The sequence below is a fragment of the Chryseobacterium daecheongense genome (assembly GCF_003729955.1).
Classification (GTDB): Bacteria; Bacteroidota; Bacteroidia; order Flavobacteriales; family Weeksellaceae; genus Chryseobacterium; species Chryseobacterium daecheongense.
This window is the reverse complement of the sequence record NZ_RJTX01000001.1, coordinates 869171-884653: the sequence shown is the minus strand read 5'-3', so window position 1 is coordinate 884653 and position 15483 is coordinate 869171. Positions and strand designations below refer to the sequence as shown.

Here is a 15483-nt window from a genome sequence, read left to right as displayed (position 1 = left end):
AGTAAAATTTAAAATTTTGAAAAAATGAAAAATTCAGCATTAAAAGGTGCATTAGGAGCACTAGCCGTTGTGGGCGTTGCATTGGCAGCTAAAAAAATAGGAGAAAGAAGAAAATTCATGAGAGGTATTTTCGATGAATACGGAATCAAGGAAAAATCTCCATTCGGATTGGCCGATAAAATCAGAGAAATGAATGATGAGCAGTATCAGGAACTGAAAGGAAAATTCAAAAAAGAATTCGGGAAAGGAAGATGCTGCAGCAGAAAAGACCAAAGCTTTGAAGTAGAAGCATAATATTAAACTAAATTGAAATTGTTATTTCCGGCGCGGGAAGCGAAGCTTCCCGCGCCGGAACTTTTTTATTCAGAATTCCGTTCTTTCCACTCAGAAGGACAATAGATAAGCCTGTAATTTTAGCCTTGAAACCCGGAAATTCGGAAAATAAATCCTTATTTTTGCATTTGTTACATGAAAGATTACTACTATTTTCTAGGGATTTCTCAGGATGCTTCAGAAGAAGACATCAAAAAAGCATATCGAAAGCTTTCCTTAAAATATCATCCCGATAAAAATGAAAATGATGATTTTTTTGCTGACCGTTTCCGTGAAATTCAGGAAGCGTATGAGATTCTGAGCGATGCAGCTAAAAGAAGGACTTATGATCAGAATTTAGAGAATCATCAGAAAAGTTTCAGGTATAACATTCCGCCATCTATTAAGACATTTACTTCCAATAAAATTCATGCAAAAAAAGGAGAGGAGATCATCATCAGCTGGCAGACCAGCAATGCGGATGTGGTGAAAGTGCTTCCTTTCGGGTTGGAAAAGCCTTATGGTGAAAGAGTTTTTAAAATTACGGAATTTAAGGATGGTAAATTCCAGCTTCTGCTTCATGCCACCAATTCATTGTTGCATAAAACGGTTGTAAAGGGGATTACCATTACGGAAGTTTTTGAAAATGATGGAGAGAAATTCAGAAATGATGTGGAAGATCTGTTCAAATCACAGCCGAGAACTGCGACTAATCCACATGGCCAGCCGAAAATTGCGAAAATTTTGGTGGCAGTTATACTGTTAGCGTTGGCGCTGTATTTTTTAGTAAAAAACTTTAGCTAAGCCAGCTTTTTTCTCCCCGGGCATTTTTTGCATCTTTTTCCCGTTTTGAATTTCTTACAGCAAGACTTTTTTCCACAATACATCTCTTCATTAGAAGCAGAGTATGCAGGAGCTAATGGTGCTACTTTGAATGGAACAATCATATTCATGCTGCAAATATATTAATTTAGAATAAATATAATTAATAAATTTTCAAAAAATATCTGAAACCTGATAATCAGCATGTTTAATGAAACTTTTTATGGTTGAAAAAGATAGAATCTATCTTGAATTTAGCTCACAGAAAATGGTTTTAAACCCAAAAAGAGAAACAGTTATTTAATTTTTTTATCATTTTGCTGCCGATTTTCCTCTCTTGTGCAATCCCTTAAAAATTTGTAATTTTACCCATCTTTTTTACAAACAAAATCTAATATAAAAAATGAATACAGAACAGTTTGTGAACCGTCACATTTCCTTAAATGAAGCCGATAAACAGGCAATGTTGGAAAAAATTGGCGTTTCAAGTATTGAAGAGTTAATTTCTCAAACCATCCCATCCTCTATCCGTTTAGAAAAAGACCTTGACATCTCAGAACCTCTTTCAGAATACCAAATGCTGATCCGCTCAAAGGAATTGGCATCGAAGAATACGGAGTTTACGAGCTATATTGGTTTTGGATACTACAATACACTTTTGCCATCAGCTATTCAGAGAAATATCTTTGAAAATCCTAGCTGGTATACGGCATATACTCCTTATCAGGCAGAAATTGCACAAGGAAGATTAGAAGCTCTTCTTAATTTCCAGACTGTTGTATGTGATCTTACAGGTTTTGGTTTGGCAAATGCTTCGTTATTGGATGAATCTACAGCTGCTGCGGAAGCTATGCACATGTTCTTTAACAATAGAACGAAAGATCAGAAAAAAGCCAATGCAAACAAATTCTTTGTTTCCGATTTGGTTTTGCCTCAAACCGTTTCTGTTTTAAAAACTAAAGCGGAAGGGTTGGAAATCGAAATCGTTGTAGGAGATCATAAAACTCATGAGTTTGATGGTTCTTACTACGGAGTTCTATTGCAGTATCCTGGTAAAAACGGTATTGTTCTGGATTACACAGAAAATATCGTAGATTATAAGAAACTTGATCTACAAGTTGTTGTAGCTTGTGATCCGATGGCTTTGGTGAAATTGAAATCACCGGCCACTATGGGTGCTGACTGTGCAGTAGGTACTACTCAGAGATTCGGTATTCCAATGGGATACGGCGGTCCTCACGCTGCATTTTTCGCTTGTAGAGAAGAGTATAAGAGAGACATTCCGGGAAGAATTATCGGAGTTTCTCAGGATATGTACGGAAGACGTGCATTGAGAATGGCTTTACAGACAAGAGAACAGCATATCAAAAGGGAAAAGGCGACTTCAAATATCTGTACAGCTCAGGTTCTTTTGGCAGTAATGGCAGGAATGTACGCTGTTTATCATGGTCCGAAAGGATTAAATTATATCGCAGATCAGATCCACTTTAAAGCCAACGCTTTGAATAACGGTCTTAAAGCTTTAGGATACAACACAGTGGAGGAGCCTATCTTCGATACAGTGAAAATCTTAATGAGCGAAGATGAAAAAGGAAGATTGATGAGAATGATGAAAGATCATAAAATCAATCTGAATTACTTCACGGAAGGTGTGGTAAGCATCGCTATCAACGAAAGTACTACGCTTGAGAAGCTGAATTACTTAATGACTTCCTTTGCACAGTTCAAAGATAAGCAGGCTTTCAAATTAGAAATCAAAGAAGGGTACAGCATTCCTGCAGATATCTTGAGAAAAGATGAAATCCTTACAGAAGAAGTATTCAACAAATACCATACGGAAACGGAATTGATGCGTTACATCAAGCGTCTGGAAAGAAAAGATTTATCATTGACGCATTCTATGATTTCTTTGGGTTCTTGTACGATGAAGCTTAATGCAGCAACCCAAATGTTACCGCTTTCTTGGGATAACTGGGGAAGTGTTCACCCTTTCGTACCAGTTGATCAGGCAGAAGGGTACCAGGAAATGATCCGTGAGCTTGAAAAAGACTTAGCGGAAATCACTGGTTTTGCAGGAACTTCACTTCAGCCGAACTCAGGGGCTCAGGGAGAATATGCAGGATTAATGGTGATCAGAGAATACCACAAATCAAGAGGAGAAGCTCACAGAAATGTAGTATTGATTCCTCAGTCTGCCCACGGAACCAATCCGGCTTCTGCGGCGATGGCAGGAATGAAAATTGTTGTGGTTAAAAATCTTGAGAACGGAGAAATTGATTTCGAAGACTTAAAAGCAAAAACGGAACAGCATTCAGAAAACTTATCTTGTGTAATGATCACGTATCCGTCTACCTACGGATTCTTCGATGCGAATATCAAAGAAATTACTAACCTGATCCACCAACATGGAGGACAAGTATATATGGATGGTGCCAACATGAATGCTCAGGTAGGATACACAAGTCCTGGAAACATTGGAGCAGATGTTTGTCACTTGAATCTTCACAAAACATTCGCCATTCCTCACGGAGGAGGAGGACCTGGAGTAGGGCCAATCTGTGTGGCTAAACATTTAGTGCCTTTCCTTCCTACCAATGCGAACATCAGAATTGGTTCTAAAGAAGCTATTGAAGGGATTTCAGCTGCGCCTTACGGTTCAGGATTGATCTTGAATATCTCTTACGCTTATATTAAAATGTTAGGTACTTCAGGCTTGAAAAAAGCTACTGAACACGCCATCTTAAATGCCAACTATTTAAAAGAAATATTAGCTGAGCATTTCCCAATCTTATATTCTAACGAGAACGGAAAAGTAGCTCACGAATGTATCGTGGATTTCAGACAGTTCAAGTCTTTAGGAATTGAAGTAGCTGATGTAGCGAAGAGATTAATGGATTATGGTTTCCATGCTCCAACAGTTTCTTTCCCGGTTGCAGGAACATTAATGATTGAGCCTACAGAATCTGAAAGCAAAGCAGAAATCGACCGTTTTGCAGAAGCATTGATCTCTATCAAAAAAGAAATCGATGAAATTGCTAACGGAGAAGCAGATGCAACAAACAATGTATTGAAAAATGCGCCTCACACAGAGCAATTGGTAATCTCAGATTCTTGGGATAAACCATATAGCAGAGAAAAAGCAGCGTATCCGCTAGAGTGGGTAAGAGACCACAAATTCTTTGCTTCTGTATCCAGAGTAGATGAAGCGTATGGAGACAGAAACTTAGTTTGTACTTGTGAGCCGATTGAAGCTTATATGTAATTACAAGTTTTTTAGATATAAAAAATCCCTCTCAAAACTGAGAGGGATTTTTGTTTTTGTTAATGAGAAAAAGGGTTTTATATAGGTTTCCCAATTGCTTCAAACAACTTTCTTTCTTTCAATTATATTCATTATAATAAAAATAGCATATGTGATTAAGAAAACAGCCAATGGGATTTTAAAAGCTAAATAGTCAAACATTTTTATTGGAGCTTGCATTAATCTACTTATTATAGGAGATAACATTAATATTAAACTAATAATTGTTACTGAAATTTTATTCTTCCACTTAGTGAAACTTAAAGCGATACCAATAACTCCAAGTATGGCAAACAATTGATCAATATTTCCAAAATCAAAAACAGTGAGAATTAGCCATAAAATAAATGGAAGCCCAATCATTTGTCCCGCAAGGATTATTGAAAAATAAGATATAATTGATGTTATTCGGATTATGTTTTTCATTTTTATTTTGAATCAAATATTTTTATTAATTCAATTCGTATTTTTTCATGCAATAGTTTCATTCTTTGCTTCCAATTTCTTTATCAAATTCCCTTTCACCACCGTTAACGCATAATCTTTCGCCTCCGCAAAAGAAATCCCATATTGACGCTCAATATCCCTTAAATCTTCCGGAAATTGAGACAACAAATTATCATAATACTGATCCAGAAACTCTTTGGAAGGCATTTCATAATTAATTTTCAATTGAAAACGTCTGATCAAAGCCGTATCAATAATTTCAGGATGATTGGTAGCACAAAGCAAAAGGGCATTTTCAGGATAGTAATCGATCAGTTGAAGCAAAGTATTCACTAATCTTCTCATTTCGCCCACATCTTTATCGTCACTTCCTCTTGCTTTCCCAATCTGGTCCAGTTCGTCAAGGAAAAGCACAGATCTTTCACGGCTCGCTTTATCGAAGATCATTTTGATGTTCTGGGAAGTTTCTCCGATTCGGGAGGAAACAATATTGCTTAAATTCAGGATGATGATACTTTTTCCCAAAGCATTGGCAATGGCTTTGGCAGTCATGGTCTTTCCACAGCCCGAACTCCCCTGAAGAAGAACTTTATTGTTGATAGGAAGCCCATATTCCTGAAGTTCCTTGATATAGGTATGCTCTTTAATGAGCTGTACAAACTGTTCCTTGTTGGCCGGATCTAGAAAAACATCATTCAGCGTTACCTCTTCTTTGTCCTGGATAATAAGATTGTACAGATTCATGATTCAAAAATTAATGATTGCAAAGATAAAGCTTTCTGAAAGTAAAAAGAAAAGCCGAACTTCAAGTTCGGCTAGACTAATATAATATTAAAATTTGTTACGTTTTTAGTAAACGGTGTTTTTATGTTTTTGGGCCCTTTTACTCCCGATGAGTAAAAGAGCAGCAATCTGAGTATTCAGATTAAAAAACATAAACAATACAATTCAGTTCTGAAATCTTAGTTAGTATTCTCTCTTCTAACAGTTGCGAAATAAGAAGCTAATACTACTAAACATGTTGCGATTCCGATGTAAGTTACCATTTTGCTTAATTTTTAATTTATTTGATTATTTTTGTTAATTTGATAATGCAAAGTTACGACTTTAAATTGATATTGCAAGTCTAAAATCATGATGTATATCAGTTGTTTATGGGTGTTTTGTGTTAAATTTAAGTAACCTTTCGTTTATATTTATTTAATATATTATTGTGAATTTATTATGGCTTTAATTATGTTTTGTTTAAAAAATTAAAAAATTCACAAGCTTTTGAAGACTTCTATAGTGAACCTGACAAAACAAAATAGAAAGAATGGGTTGCATAATAGTTGTAAAGAGTGTTTTTGAGACGTATAAATTTCAACACTAAGTGATTTCTTTGATAAGAAATTCGTTTTTAAATGCTTTTAATCAGAATTTTATAGCCATATGAACAAAATCTTTAATAATGGATTTGCTAATTTTGCCATAAAGAAGGAGCAAGTATGGGAAGAAGTTATATTTATCTGATGTTGGCTATCGTTTTTGAGATCATAGCCACTACTTTTCTGAAAAAATCCGAAGAGTTTACAAAGCTGGTACCATCTGTAGTTACAGTTATAGGGTACTCAGCCGCTTTTTATTGTTTAAGTCTTACGCTTCGCCAGATCCCGGTAGGAATTACGTATGCGATTTGGTCCGGAGTGGGAATTGTTTGTATTACAATTATCGGGATCATTGCTTTTAAGCAGGTTCCGGACTGGCCTGCCATTATAGGAATTATTCTCATCATTATTGGCGTAATGATCATTAATCTTTTTTCAAAAATGGGAATGCATTAGAATAATTAGTATAACTTTTGATCTCTCTCACAGTAAAAGCTTCGTCTCTTGCCGAGACCGGTATACTTTTTAATGAGCTTTTGCCCACATTTCGGGCAAGTGGTTTTGGTATGAACCAGCCAGTGCTTTTTCAGAACAAATTCTCTTTTCCATTCCAAGAAATCGAAACTGTAGTTTCTGGCTTCTTTAATTAATTCTTTCAGCTTCTTTGAAGGTAAATTTCCAACTAAGCTTTCAGGCTGTACTCCGATTCTGAACAGCACTTCATTTTTTATGATATTCCCGACTCCTGAAAAAATATCCTGATCCAATAATGCATCACAAACCATCATCTGAGGTTTGGCTTTTAATTTTTTTTCTGCTTTCTGAGGATCCCAGGCGTCGCTTAAAACATCTGCTTCCCAATCGATTTGAGCTAAATGATCAAGTGGAAGGAGTTTTACGGAGCAGGTATAAAAATAAAAACTTCCATTTTTAAACTTCAGGGCTAAACGTAGGCTTTGATCAGGTTTTGTCTGCTCATCGACACTGTAAGAGCCAAACATAAGCAAATGGATTCTTGCACAGAATGCATCAAAGACCAAATAGGTCTGTTTTCCAAAGGTCCGGATTTCAAGTAAGATCTTTCCTTGTAAAGGGTCTTTATCAAATTGGGCATTTCCGGAGACCTCAATGACTTTTTCACCTGTGAATTTTTGCAGGCTTTCTTTCATTAATAGTATTGATGGACCTTCCGGCATAGATGGAATTTACATAATCAAAGCAAGAATGTTGCCATTGGAAAACTAAAAAAGAGATTCATTCATGCAGGCCGTTGAACATCTCCATATATTTGTCCTTGAACATTTTTTCCGCATTTTCTGGAAAGGGGAATCCGTCCGGACCTACATAGATCTGCCTTGCCTGGTCATTTTTCTCCACAGTTCGCACTTGGTTATATTTTGTTAACCATACATCAAAATGTTCAATAAGTTTTGTGGCTTCGTCCAATAATTCCGGTGGCAGATAATGCCCATTATTGATTAACAGATCGCGGATGTGTTTGTTAGAGTGGTACATGATCTCATTTTCATAAAAAGGATCATATTTTTTCAGTTTGGAATAGCTATTCTTAAACCCCAAAGAAGTACGGTTAAGATGAATGTAAACCTGCCCCAGTAATTCCACCGTGCTTTTTCTCCACTCAAAATGAGCGGTGTCTTTTTGGGAAAGTTTTTCAAATTCCCTTTTGATAAGAGCATTCTGTCTTTCGGTCCTTTTGTGGAAGAAATAGACAATAACAGATGTGATCAGAGTTGTAATGATTGTACTGCCCAGTATTTGTTTTAATAATTCAGACATGGTTTTAGTTTTTATTGAACTAAGTTAAGTTAAGAACAGTAAAGTTCTTCAAGGGTTTTTACGGATGCATACTGCTTTTAATACGGTCTTTTTTTGAAAAAACTAATGGATTTCTTTACTACAAATAAAATTTGAAGTAATTTTGAAAAATGATGAATTTAAACCAGATTTTTACTAATCAGCGTACAGGAAATAATCCCCATACTAAAGCCTCAAGAACGGATTTTCAGAGAGATTTTGACAGAATCATCTTCTCGTCCGCATTCAGAAGGCTGCAGAATAAAACACAGGTTTTTCCGCTTCCCGGAAGTGTTTTTGTACATAACCGCTTAACGCATTCTCTGGAAGTTTCATCAGTGGGAAGAAGTTTGGGAAGTATCATAGGAGAGTTTGTTTTTGAAAGCTTTCAGAATGATCTTACCGAAGACGCAAAGAATTTTTATCTCTATAACCTTGGAAATGTAATTGCAGCAGCTTGTTTATGCCATGATGTGGGAAATCCTGCATTCGGACACTCGGGAGAAGATGCCATCGCAAGCTATTTTGAAAAGAATGAGAAAGATCTGAAGCCTAAATTTTCTGAAAAAGAATGGGCAGATCTCGTGAATTTTGAAGGAAACGCTAATGCAATCAGGGTGTTGACCCATCAGCAACAGGGAAAAGATGAAGGTGGGGTTCAGCTTACAATGACCACATTGGCAAGTATTGCCAAATATCCGTGTGAAGCTATTGCCAAGAAAAAAGGAATCATTCACAGAAAGAAATTCGGGTTTTTCCAGAATGAAAAAGAGACTTTTTTAGATATAGTCAAAGGAACCCAACTGATTTCTGAAAGTGAAGAACCGCATATTTTCAAAAGACACCCATTCGTTTGGCTGGTAGAAGCGGCAGACGATATTTGCTATAATATCATTGATATGGAAGATGCCCACAGATTGGGTATTGTATCCACAGCAGACTGCAAAAACCTGTTTTTTGAGCTGGTAAAATCTGAGACTGATGATGTAGACAGAGTCAAAAGAAAGCTTGATTCTATCGGAAATGATAATGAAAAGATTTCTTATCTGAGAGCAAAAGTAATTAATGCTTTGATCAATAAATCCATTGAATTATATCAACACAACTTTACTACAATCCTGGAAGGAAATTTAGATAAGGCATTGCTGGATATATACAAATCCGAGAACCGAACATTACAGGATATCGAAAGCTTTTCCATTGAAAAGATTTATAACCATAAAGCCGTGGTGGAGATTGAGAATGCTGGTTATAATGTGATGTACGAATTGCTCGATCATTTTATCCCTTCCATACTGAAACCGAAAGACGAAAGAAAATCTTACGATAAAATGGCTCTGAAGCTTCTTCCGAAACAATTTGTTTATGAAGAGGGTACGGATTACCAGAAAGTTCTTGGCGTCATTGATTTTGTTTCAGGGATGACGGATAACTATGCCACTGATCTTTACAGGAAAATAAAGGGAATTGATATAGGCATGACCGTTTAATATTGAAAATAATGTGGTATATTTATAACAAAACATAAGTTACTGCGACTTATTCAAAAAATATTAAACTATGAATTTTCCTTTTTTATTAGCTCCGCTTATTTTTTTCGGACTTATTATCCTTTTTGCCTCATTCTTTGTAGTGAAGCAGGAAACCGCTGCCATCATTGAACGTTTCGGAAAATTTCAGTCTGTAAGACATTCCGGGCTTCACCTTAAAATCCCGATCATCGATCAGATTGCTAAAAGATTAAATCTAAGAATTCAGCAGCTGGATGTTATGATCGATACGAAAACCCTGGATAATGTTTTCATTAAAATGAAGATTTCCGTTCAGTATCAAGTGATCAGAACCCAGGTTGGAGATGCTTATTATCGTTTAGAAAATCCTGAAAATCAAATTACATCTTATGTTTTTGATGTGGTAAGAGCAGAAGTTCCTAAACTGAAGCTGGATGATGTCTTTGTGAAAAAAGACGATATAGCAATCGCCGTAAAGGGTGAATTGCAGGAAGCGATGCAAAGTTATGGATATGATATCATTAAAGCATTGGTAACGGATATTGATCCCGATGAGCAGGTAAAGCATGCCATGAACAGGATCAACGCAGCGGAAAGAGAAAAAACAGCCGCAGAATATGAGTCTGAAGCCCAGAGAATCAGAATCGTTGCGGTAGCTAAAGCAGAAGCTGAATCTAAAAAATTACAAGGTCAGGGTATTGCAGATCAGAGAAGAGAAATTGCCAAAGGTCTTGAAGAATCTGTAAGAATGCTGAATAATGTAGATATCAATTCTCATGAAGCTTCTGCATTGATCGTTGTTACACAACATTATGACACCTTGCATTCCGTAGGGGCCAGTAACAGAAGTAATCTTGTCCTGTTGCCGAATTCACCGACAGCGGCAAGCAATATGCTGAATGACCTGGTTGTTGCAATGACAACGGCGAATACGGTGGGAGAAGTTACTAAAGGAAATTATCCGCCTCCAACAAAAGAACATGAACATTAAATAAAAAACTCCCGGGATTCCGGGAGTTTTTATTTATTTCTTGGTTTTGGAAACCTGTTTGATCAAAGTATATTTAATAGAAGAGGCATCTGCTGGTGGATTGGCAATTTTTTCAGTCTTTACTTTTAAAACATACTCATATCCCGGTTCATAGGTAAAACCTTCAATATTGCTGTAAAAATTCGTCCAGTTTTCCGATTGCTTTTCTTTTACCTGAAGACATTTCATAGGAGCAACTCCTGTACAATCTGCTGTTTCCGGGCCTACAATAAATGTTTTTTCATCTCCATTCCCTGCGTTGGCAGAAGCAGTACATTGCATAATCGTCAATAAAGCTAAGGCTGGAATAGTACCCTTTAAAAATGTTCTGATACTTCTCATAATTCTGATTTTATCCCTTACGGGACAATTACTGTGCCGAACTTTATTTGAGAATTCCATAGACTGTCGTTAATCTACTCTTGTTTTTTACTTTTTAATTAATTAATTTAAACCCCTTAACTTTTTACCAAACCACAAAGTGTATATAAATATGGAGAACCCAATGCCAATTGAAAATTACAGGATCCAACAGCCAGAAGAATGGGCGAGAAGTGTGGATGACCTGCAACTGACGGAAAGAATAAAAGAATCTGATTTTTCAAACAGTCAGATCAATGAAGGAAGAGACTATTGCTATTTTCTTGATAAAATTTATCATACAAGCAATACGGAAAATAAGGAATATGTCTGTATGGCTTATACCCTTAATGAACCTTCCAATCTGGAAAGAGCTTCCGTAACAGATGTTGTTGTTGAAGAAAATGAAATATACAACATTCACAGAATTAGTGTTCTAAGAGATGGAGTGTTAATTGATAAAATTCCGGATACCAAAATCAAGGTTTTAGATAATGAAAACCAGAGTAGTGGAGGGATATTAAGCAGTACTAAGAAAATAAATATCACGATAAAAGATCTGAGACTGTATGATATTCTTATTCTGGAAGATACCCGGGTAAAAACCTTTACAGACCGTGATTTTTTGAGAAAGGAATTCTCTAAATATGTATGGGTAAGCCCGGACAATTACTGGGCTTACGGAAACTTCAGGTTTACGTTTATCAATGAGCGTAATGAAACGATTGCTTATAAAAAAACATTCTTTAGGGATGAAAAAGGAAATGTAATGGAGCCTGAGATCAGTTATCTGAAAAAAGGGGAACGGTTTATCATTGATGAAGAGAACTATATCAATCCGGTAGATGCCAATCGTGAGATTTTCCCTTTTATAGATTTTGCTACGGAAAGTAATTGGAAAGACTTGTCCAACTACATTGCTCCGATTTACGAAGAGATTTTTAATAAGGCTTCATTAAAAGAATTTGCTCCGAATCTGGTGGAGAAACTCGATGCTATTACAGATCAGGATGAAAAACTTCAGTTTGCCATTGAATATGTTCAGAATAATATTTATTATATTTTCAATGCAGATGAAATGAACGGGCATAAACCACAGGAACCGGCTATTACATATGAGAATAAGCAAGGAGACTGCAAAGCAAAATCGGTTTTATTAAAAGTGATTCTGGATTATATCGGTGTTGATTCTTCTATTGTTCTGGTGAATTTCCATACTGATTTTTACATCAAATATTACCTTCCTTCTTTATTGAGCTTCAATCATGTAATCGTGAAAATCAATTATAAAGGAGAAACATATTTTATAGATGCTACCATTCGTGATGAATTCGGATTGATTGAAAACAGAGGGTTTATCTATTTCATGCACTACCTTGAAGTGAAGCGTGATCAGGAATTACAGGAAAGAAAAGCTTATAAATTCCCCTATTACTGTATTGATGAAAAAGTAGAGTTCAATGCCCAGGATACTAAAGGTACCTTGAAGCTGGTTACTACCTATAAAGGGAATCGCGCCAATGCAATGAGAAGGTATTTTAAAAATACCCATAAAAGAGAAATCGTGGACAGCTGGAATAATTTTCTGTTCTATAGCCTGAATTATTCCAATGACAGAAACGGAACCGACGTAAGAAACATTTTCAAAGATGCTACTATTGATATTGTAAGCGATGATAAAAAGCTGAATGAATTTAAAATCCAATATCAGGCAACGGTTGAAAATCCATATTATGTAGATGCCAAAAACAACAGATTCCTGATGTATTTTGACCGTAACGTGGTAAAAGCAAGTGCAAGAGATTTTATGCATAAGGATTTACCTTTCTGGCATAATTTCGACAGTGAGAAATACGAGATCAATTTATATACTGATCAGAAAATTGATACTGAAGAAAAGTATACAGCCCAGGAAAGTACTATCAAGAATCCGTATTTTGAATTTACCAGCCGAAAGAAGATCACCAAAAACGGTGCAACAGTCTTCATAGAGTACCAACCTTTAGTGAACATGGAAATTCCGCAAGCCGAATTTGAAGATTTCAGAACAGCCCATCATACAGTTGCTGATAGTAATTTCGGATTGGGAATCGATATTATTGAACCAGGATTGATGAACAGGCTTAAATTTAGCTTTAAGAAACGTTTCAATAATTAAGGATAAAGTTTCGGGCGGGGGGCTTTTCACCCCCCCCGGCACCCCGCCCGAAACTATTTTATAGCTGCTTGTGAGCTTATGAATGCATCAATAAGGCTTCAGACTTTTTGTCCTTCAATTACCATAAAATTTTTGCTTACCGATCAGCAGCTCAAAAAACAACCTGAAATCTGAGATCAATGACCACAAAGGATATTTGAATGTTGCCGGTTTATTCTTTTCAATCACAGCATGACTGAACCAGGCAAACCCGTATCCCACAATAGGAATATACCATAAAAACCGTTCTTTTCCTGAGCTGATGACGTATCCAATCACCACAAAAACCAGTAAGGTTCCGATGAAATGAAAAATTCGGGTTCCCAGCTTGCGGTGTTCGGTAAGATAAAACTGATAAAATTCGCTGTATGTTTTTATTCTTTCAGACATGGCATAATTAGTTTATAGTTTCTGAAAAATTGAAAGCAATAATTTCGCCAATTTTGTAATGAAAATAAAAAAGGCAAAACTGTATTTTACAATTTTGCCTTTTTTCTATATTGTTTTTATGATCAAGCTTTTCCGAGTTTGCTGTTCTTATATCCATACAGGAAATAGATCACAAGTCCTATCAAAAGCCAGCAGAAGAACCAGGCCCAGTTAGAAGCCGTCATTCCTGTAAGAAGATAAAGACAGGAAACTAAACCTAATAAAGGAATCAATGAATAGTTTTTAATAAAGGCCAGAATGGAAAGCACAATGCAGGCTACATAAAATATGATAAGAGGTAAATTGGTCTCTATTTTTCCATCACTGAAATCGAACAGGTTTTTAAAATAATCCGGGAAAAGATAATTGATCAATAATAATGAAAGAATATATAATCCGGGCAAAATAAATTTCGCATTGATATAAGGAACTCTGAATTTTCCTCTGGTAGGTTCATCAGATTCTTCTTTTTTACTGGTTAATACCAAAACACCACCGCAAACCAGAACAAACGCAAATAAAGTTCCGATACTGGTAAAATCCAACACCAATTTCTCATCAGTGAAAAATATCGGTAATCCTACTACCAACCCGGTAATAATGGTTGCAAAGCTTGGTGTCTTGTATTTAGGATGAATTTCTGAGAATTTTTTAGGCATTAAACCATCGCGGCTCATCGTCATCCAGATTCTCGGCTGCCCCATCTGGAAAACAAGAAGTACACTGGTCATGGCTACAACAGCAGCAATAGAAACAATGAAAAGCATCCATTTAACCCCTTTGATGGCGAAAATTTCTGCAAGAGGGTCACTTACCCCTAAAAGAGTATAAGAAACCATTCCCGTTAACACCAATGCCATGATAATGTAAATAACAGTACATATTATTAATGAATAGATCATTCCCTTAGGAAGATCTTTTTGTGGGTCCTTACATTCTTCGGCAAGTGTAGAAACGGCATCAAATCCTATATAGGCATAGAATACAGCGGAAACACCAGCCATAACACCTCCAAAACCATTAGGCATAAAGGGAGTCCAGTTATCAATATCCACATAAAAGCAGCCTACAATAATAACCAGGGCAATGATGGCCAGTTTGATAACAACCATCGCATTACTTAAGTTTTTAGACTCTTTTGCGCCCCTGTAAACCAGGTAAGTAATAATAATGTTAATTAAAAAAGCAGGAAGGTCAAAAACCAGTTTCAGGTTCCCGATCATTGGAGCAGTAGACCATGCTTTATATCCTTCACTATTGATATCAGGATTTTGAGAAGTAAACACGGTATGTGCTTCATGATAATTGATGGTCATCCATTCCGGTAAATGAATTCCGAATGTCCCGAGAAGGTTGGTGAAATAGCCGCTCCAAGAGAAGGCGATATAAATATTTCCAATGGAATATTCCATGATCAATGCCCAACCGATGATCCAGGCGAAAAGTTCCCCGAAAGAAACATAAGCGTAGGTATAAGCACTTCCGGAAACGGGAACACGTGATGCGAATTCTGCATAACACAACGCCGTAAAGCCACAAGCAATAGCACATATTATATACAGCAAAACAACACCGGGACCTCCCTCGAAACAGGCATTACCAATAGCACTGAAAGTTCCACCGCCAATAACGGCTGCTATTCCGAAAAAAGTTAAATCTCTTACATTAAGCACTTTGCTGAGTCCCCCATGGTCTTCTCCATCGCCACCCTGTTTTAATATAGTTGAAATTGACTTTTTCCTGAAAATATTTGAAGACATTCGCTAGTTTTTTTGTTAATCTTTTTTAATACGTAAACACTATTAGTAAAAAACAAATGTAATGATTTAATTAAAAAAATGTTAACTAATTCATAAAATTTAGAAATAACGGGACACAATCCCTTTCAAAGC

15 protein-coding genes are annotated in these 15483 nt (G+C 36.3%); 7 read left to right on the top strand and 8 right to left on the bottom strand.

Features of this window, described 5'->3' with window-relative positions; translation table 11 throughout:
* Positions 1-24: 24 nt before the first annotated feature.
* On the top strand, positions 25-294 hold the full coding sequence (locus tag EGI05_RS04090) for a hypothetical protein (protein ID WP_123261781.1): 270 nt from the start codon (positions 25-27) through the stop codon (positions 292-294).
* Positions 295-468: 174 nt separating this feature from the next.
* Positions 469-1116, top strand: coding sequence for a J domain-containing protein (locus tag EGI05_RS04085; RefSeq protein ID WP_123261780.1), 648 nt, complete (start codon positions 469-471; stop codon positions 1114-1116).
* On the opposite strand, the gene EGI05_RS17940 is transcribed toward EGI05_RS04085, so the two are convergent.
* Complete coding sequence (locus tag EGI05_RS17940) at positions 1113-1265, bottom strand: hypothetical protein (RefSeq protein WP_166668311.1); 153 nt, start codon at positions 1263-1265, stop codon at positions 1113-1115. The genes EGI05_RS04085 and EGI05_RS17940 overlap by 4 nt on opposite strands.
* Positions 1266-1537: 272 nt before the next feature.
* Here EGI05_RS17940 and gcvP point away from each other — a divergent pair, with 272 nt between their 5' ends.
* On the top strand, positions 1538-4396 hold the full coding sequence (gene gcvP / locus EGI05_RS04080; protein ID WP_123261779.1) for an aminomethyl-transferring glycine dehydrogenase: 2859 nt from the start codon (positions 1538-1540) through the stop codon (positions 4394-4396).
* A 99-nt stretch (positions 4397-4495) separates the two neighbouring features.
* On the opposite strand, the gene EGI05_RS04075 is transcribed toward gcvP, so the two are convergent.
* Both EGI05_RS04075 and EGI05_RS04070 read right to left on the bottom strand, forming a co-directional pair.
* On the bottom strand, positions 4496-4861 hold the full coding sequence (locus EGI05_RS04075; RefSeq protein WP_123261778.1) for a hypothetical protein: 366 nt from the start codon (positions 4859-4861) through the stop codon (positions 4496-4498).
* Between the two features lie 45 nt (positions 4862-4906).
* Positions 4907-5626, bottom strand: a complete 720-nt coding sequence (locus EGI05_RS04070) for an AAA family ATPase (protein ID WP_123261777.1) — start codon at positions 5624-5626, stop codon at positions 4907-4909.
* A gap of 743 nt (positions 5627-6369) precedes the next feature.
* Here EGI05_RS04070 and EGI05_RS04065 point away from each other — a divergent pair.
* Positions 6370-6705, top strand: a complete 336-nt coding sequence (locus tag EGI05_RS04065; protein WP_123261776.1) for a DMT family transporter — start codon at positions 6370-6372, stop codon at positions 6703-6705.
* A 5-nt stretch (positions 6706-6710) separates the two neighbouring features.
* Here the strand turns inward: EGI05_RS04065 and EGI05_RS04060 are convergent, their stop codons facing one another.
* Both EGI05_RS04060 and EGI05_RS04055 read right to left on the bottom strand, forming a co-directional pair.
* Positions 6711-7445 (bottom strand): DNA-formamidopyrimidine glycosylase family protein, encoded by a 735-nt coding sequence (locus EGI05_RS04060; protein WP_123261775.1) that lies wholly within the window; start codon positions 7443-7445, stop codon positions 6711-6713.
* Between the two features lie 58 nt (positions 7446-7503).
* Positions 7504-8046, bottom strand: coding sequence for a hypothetical protein (locus EGI05_RS04055; protein ID WP_123261774.1), 543 nt, complete (start codon positions 8044-8046; stop codon positions 7504-7506).
* 152 nt (positions 8047-8198) lie between these two features.
* Here EGI05_RS04055 and EGI05_RS04050 point away from each other — a divergent pair, with 152 nt between their 5' ends.
* Complete coding sequence (locus tag EGI05_RS04050; protein ID WP_123262566.1) at positions 8199-9554, top strand: deoxyguanosinetriphosphate triphosphohydrolase; 1356 nt, start codon at positions 8199-8201, stop codon at positions 9552-9554.
* 70 nt (positions 9555-9624) lie between these two features.
* Complete coding sequence (locus EGI05_RS04045; protein ID WP_123261773.1) at positions 9625-10566, top strand: SPFH domain-containing protein; 942 nt, start codon at positions 9625-9627, stop codon at positions 10564-10566.
* Positions 10567-10599: 33 nt separating this feature from the next.
* Here EGI05_RS04045 and EGI05_RS04040 read toward each other — a convergent pair whose 3' ends face one another.
* On the bottom strand, positions 10600-10947 hold the full coding sequence (locus EGI05_RS04040; protein WP_123261772.1) for a DUF4377 domain-containing protein: 348 nt from the start codon (positions 10945-10947) through the stop codon (positions 10600-10602).
* 151 nt (positions 10948-11098) lie between these two features.
* Between EGI05_RS04040 and EGI05_RS04035 the strand changes: the two genes are divergently transcribed.
* Positions 11099-13123 carry a DUF3857 domain-containing protein gene (locus EGI05_RS04035; RefSeq protein ID WP_123261771.1) on the top strand — a complete coding sequence of 675 codons (2025 nt, stop codon included), beginning with the start codon at positions 11099-11101 and terminating at the stop codon, positions 13121-13123.
* 114 nt (positions 13124-13237) lie between these two features.
* Here the strand turns inward: EGI05_RS04035 and EGI05_RS04030 are convergent, their stop codons facing one another.
* Both EGI05_RS04030 and EGI05_RS04025 read right to left on the bottom strand, forming a co-directional pair.
* The gene (locus EGI05_RS04030; protein ID WP_123261770.1) at positions 13238-13552 is read right to left on the bottom strand and encodes a DUF962 domain-containing protein; all 315 of its coding nucleotides are present in this window, start codon (positions 13550-13552) and stop codon (positions 13238-13240) included.
* Between the two features lie 122 nt (positions 13553-13674).
* A complete protein-coding gene (locus EGI05_RS04025; protein WP_123261769.1) occupies positions 13675-15351 on the bottom strand; it encodes an amino acid permease in 1677 nt (558 codons plus the stop codon).
* Positions 15352-15483: the final 132 nt, after the last annotated feature.

Coding starts and splice junctions, on each gene's coding strand:
- EGI05_RS04090 (WP_123261781.1), top strand. CDS start 25: ATGAAAAATTCAGCATTAAAAGGTGCATTAGGAGCACTAGCCGTTGTG.
- EGI05_RS04085 (WP_123261780.1), top strand. CDS start 469: ATGAAAGATTACTACTATTTTCTAGGGATTTCTCAGGATGCTTCAGAA.
- EGI05_RS17940 (WP_166668311.1), bottom strand. CDS start 1,265: ATGAATATGATTGTTCCATTCAAAGTAGCACCATTAGCTCCTGCATAC.
- gcvP (WP_123261779.1), top strand. CDS start 1,538: ATGAATACAGAACAGTTTGTGAACCGTCACATTTCCTTAAATGAAGCC.
- EGI05_RS04075 (WP_123261778.1), bottom strand. CDS start 4,861: ATGAAAAACATAATCCGAATAACATCAATTATATCTTATTTTTCAATA.
- EGI05_RS04070 (WP_123261777.1), bottom strand. CDS start 5,626: ATGAATCTGTACAATCTTATTATCCAGGACAAAGAAGAGGTAACGCTG.
- EGI05_RS04065 (WP_123261776.1), top strand. CDS start 6,370: ATGGGAAGAAGTTATATTTATCTGATGTTGGCTATCGTTTTTGAGATC.
- EGI05_RS04060 (WP_123261775.1), bottom strand. CDS start 7,445: ATGCCGGAAGGTCCATCAATACTATTAATGAAAGAAAGCCTGCAAAAA.
- EGI05_RS04055 (WP_123261774.1), bottom strand. CDS start 8,046: ATGTCTGAATTATTAAAACAAATACTGGGCAGTACAATCATTACAACT.
- EGI05_RS04050 (WP_123262566.1), top strand. CDS start 8,199: ATGAATTTAAACCAGATTTTTACTAATCAGCGTACAGGAAATAATCCC.
- EGI05_RS04045 (WP_123261773.1), top strand. CDS start 9,625: ATGAATTTTCCTTTTTTATTAGCTCCGCTTATTTTTTTCGGACTTATT.
- EGI05_RS04040 (WP_123261772.1), bottom strand. CDS start 10,947: ATGAGAAGTATCAGAACATTTTTAAAGGGTACTATTCCAGCCTTAGCT.
- EGI05_RS04035 (WP_123261771.1), top strand. CDS start 11,099: ATGGAGAACCCAATGCCAATTGAAAATTACAGGATCCAACAGCCAGAA.
- EGI05_RS04030 (WP_123261770.1), bottom strand. CDS start 13,552: ATGTCTGAAAGAATAAAAACATACAGCGAATTTTATCAGTTTTATCTT.
- EGI05_RS04025 (WP_123261769.1), bottom strand. CDS start 15,351: ATGTCTTCAAATATTTTCAGGAAAAAGTCAATTTCAACTATATTAAAA.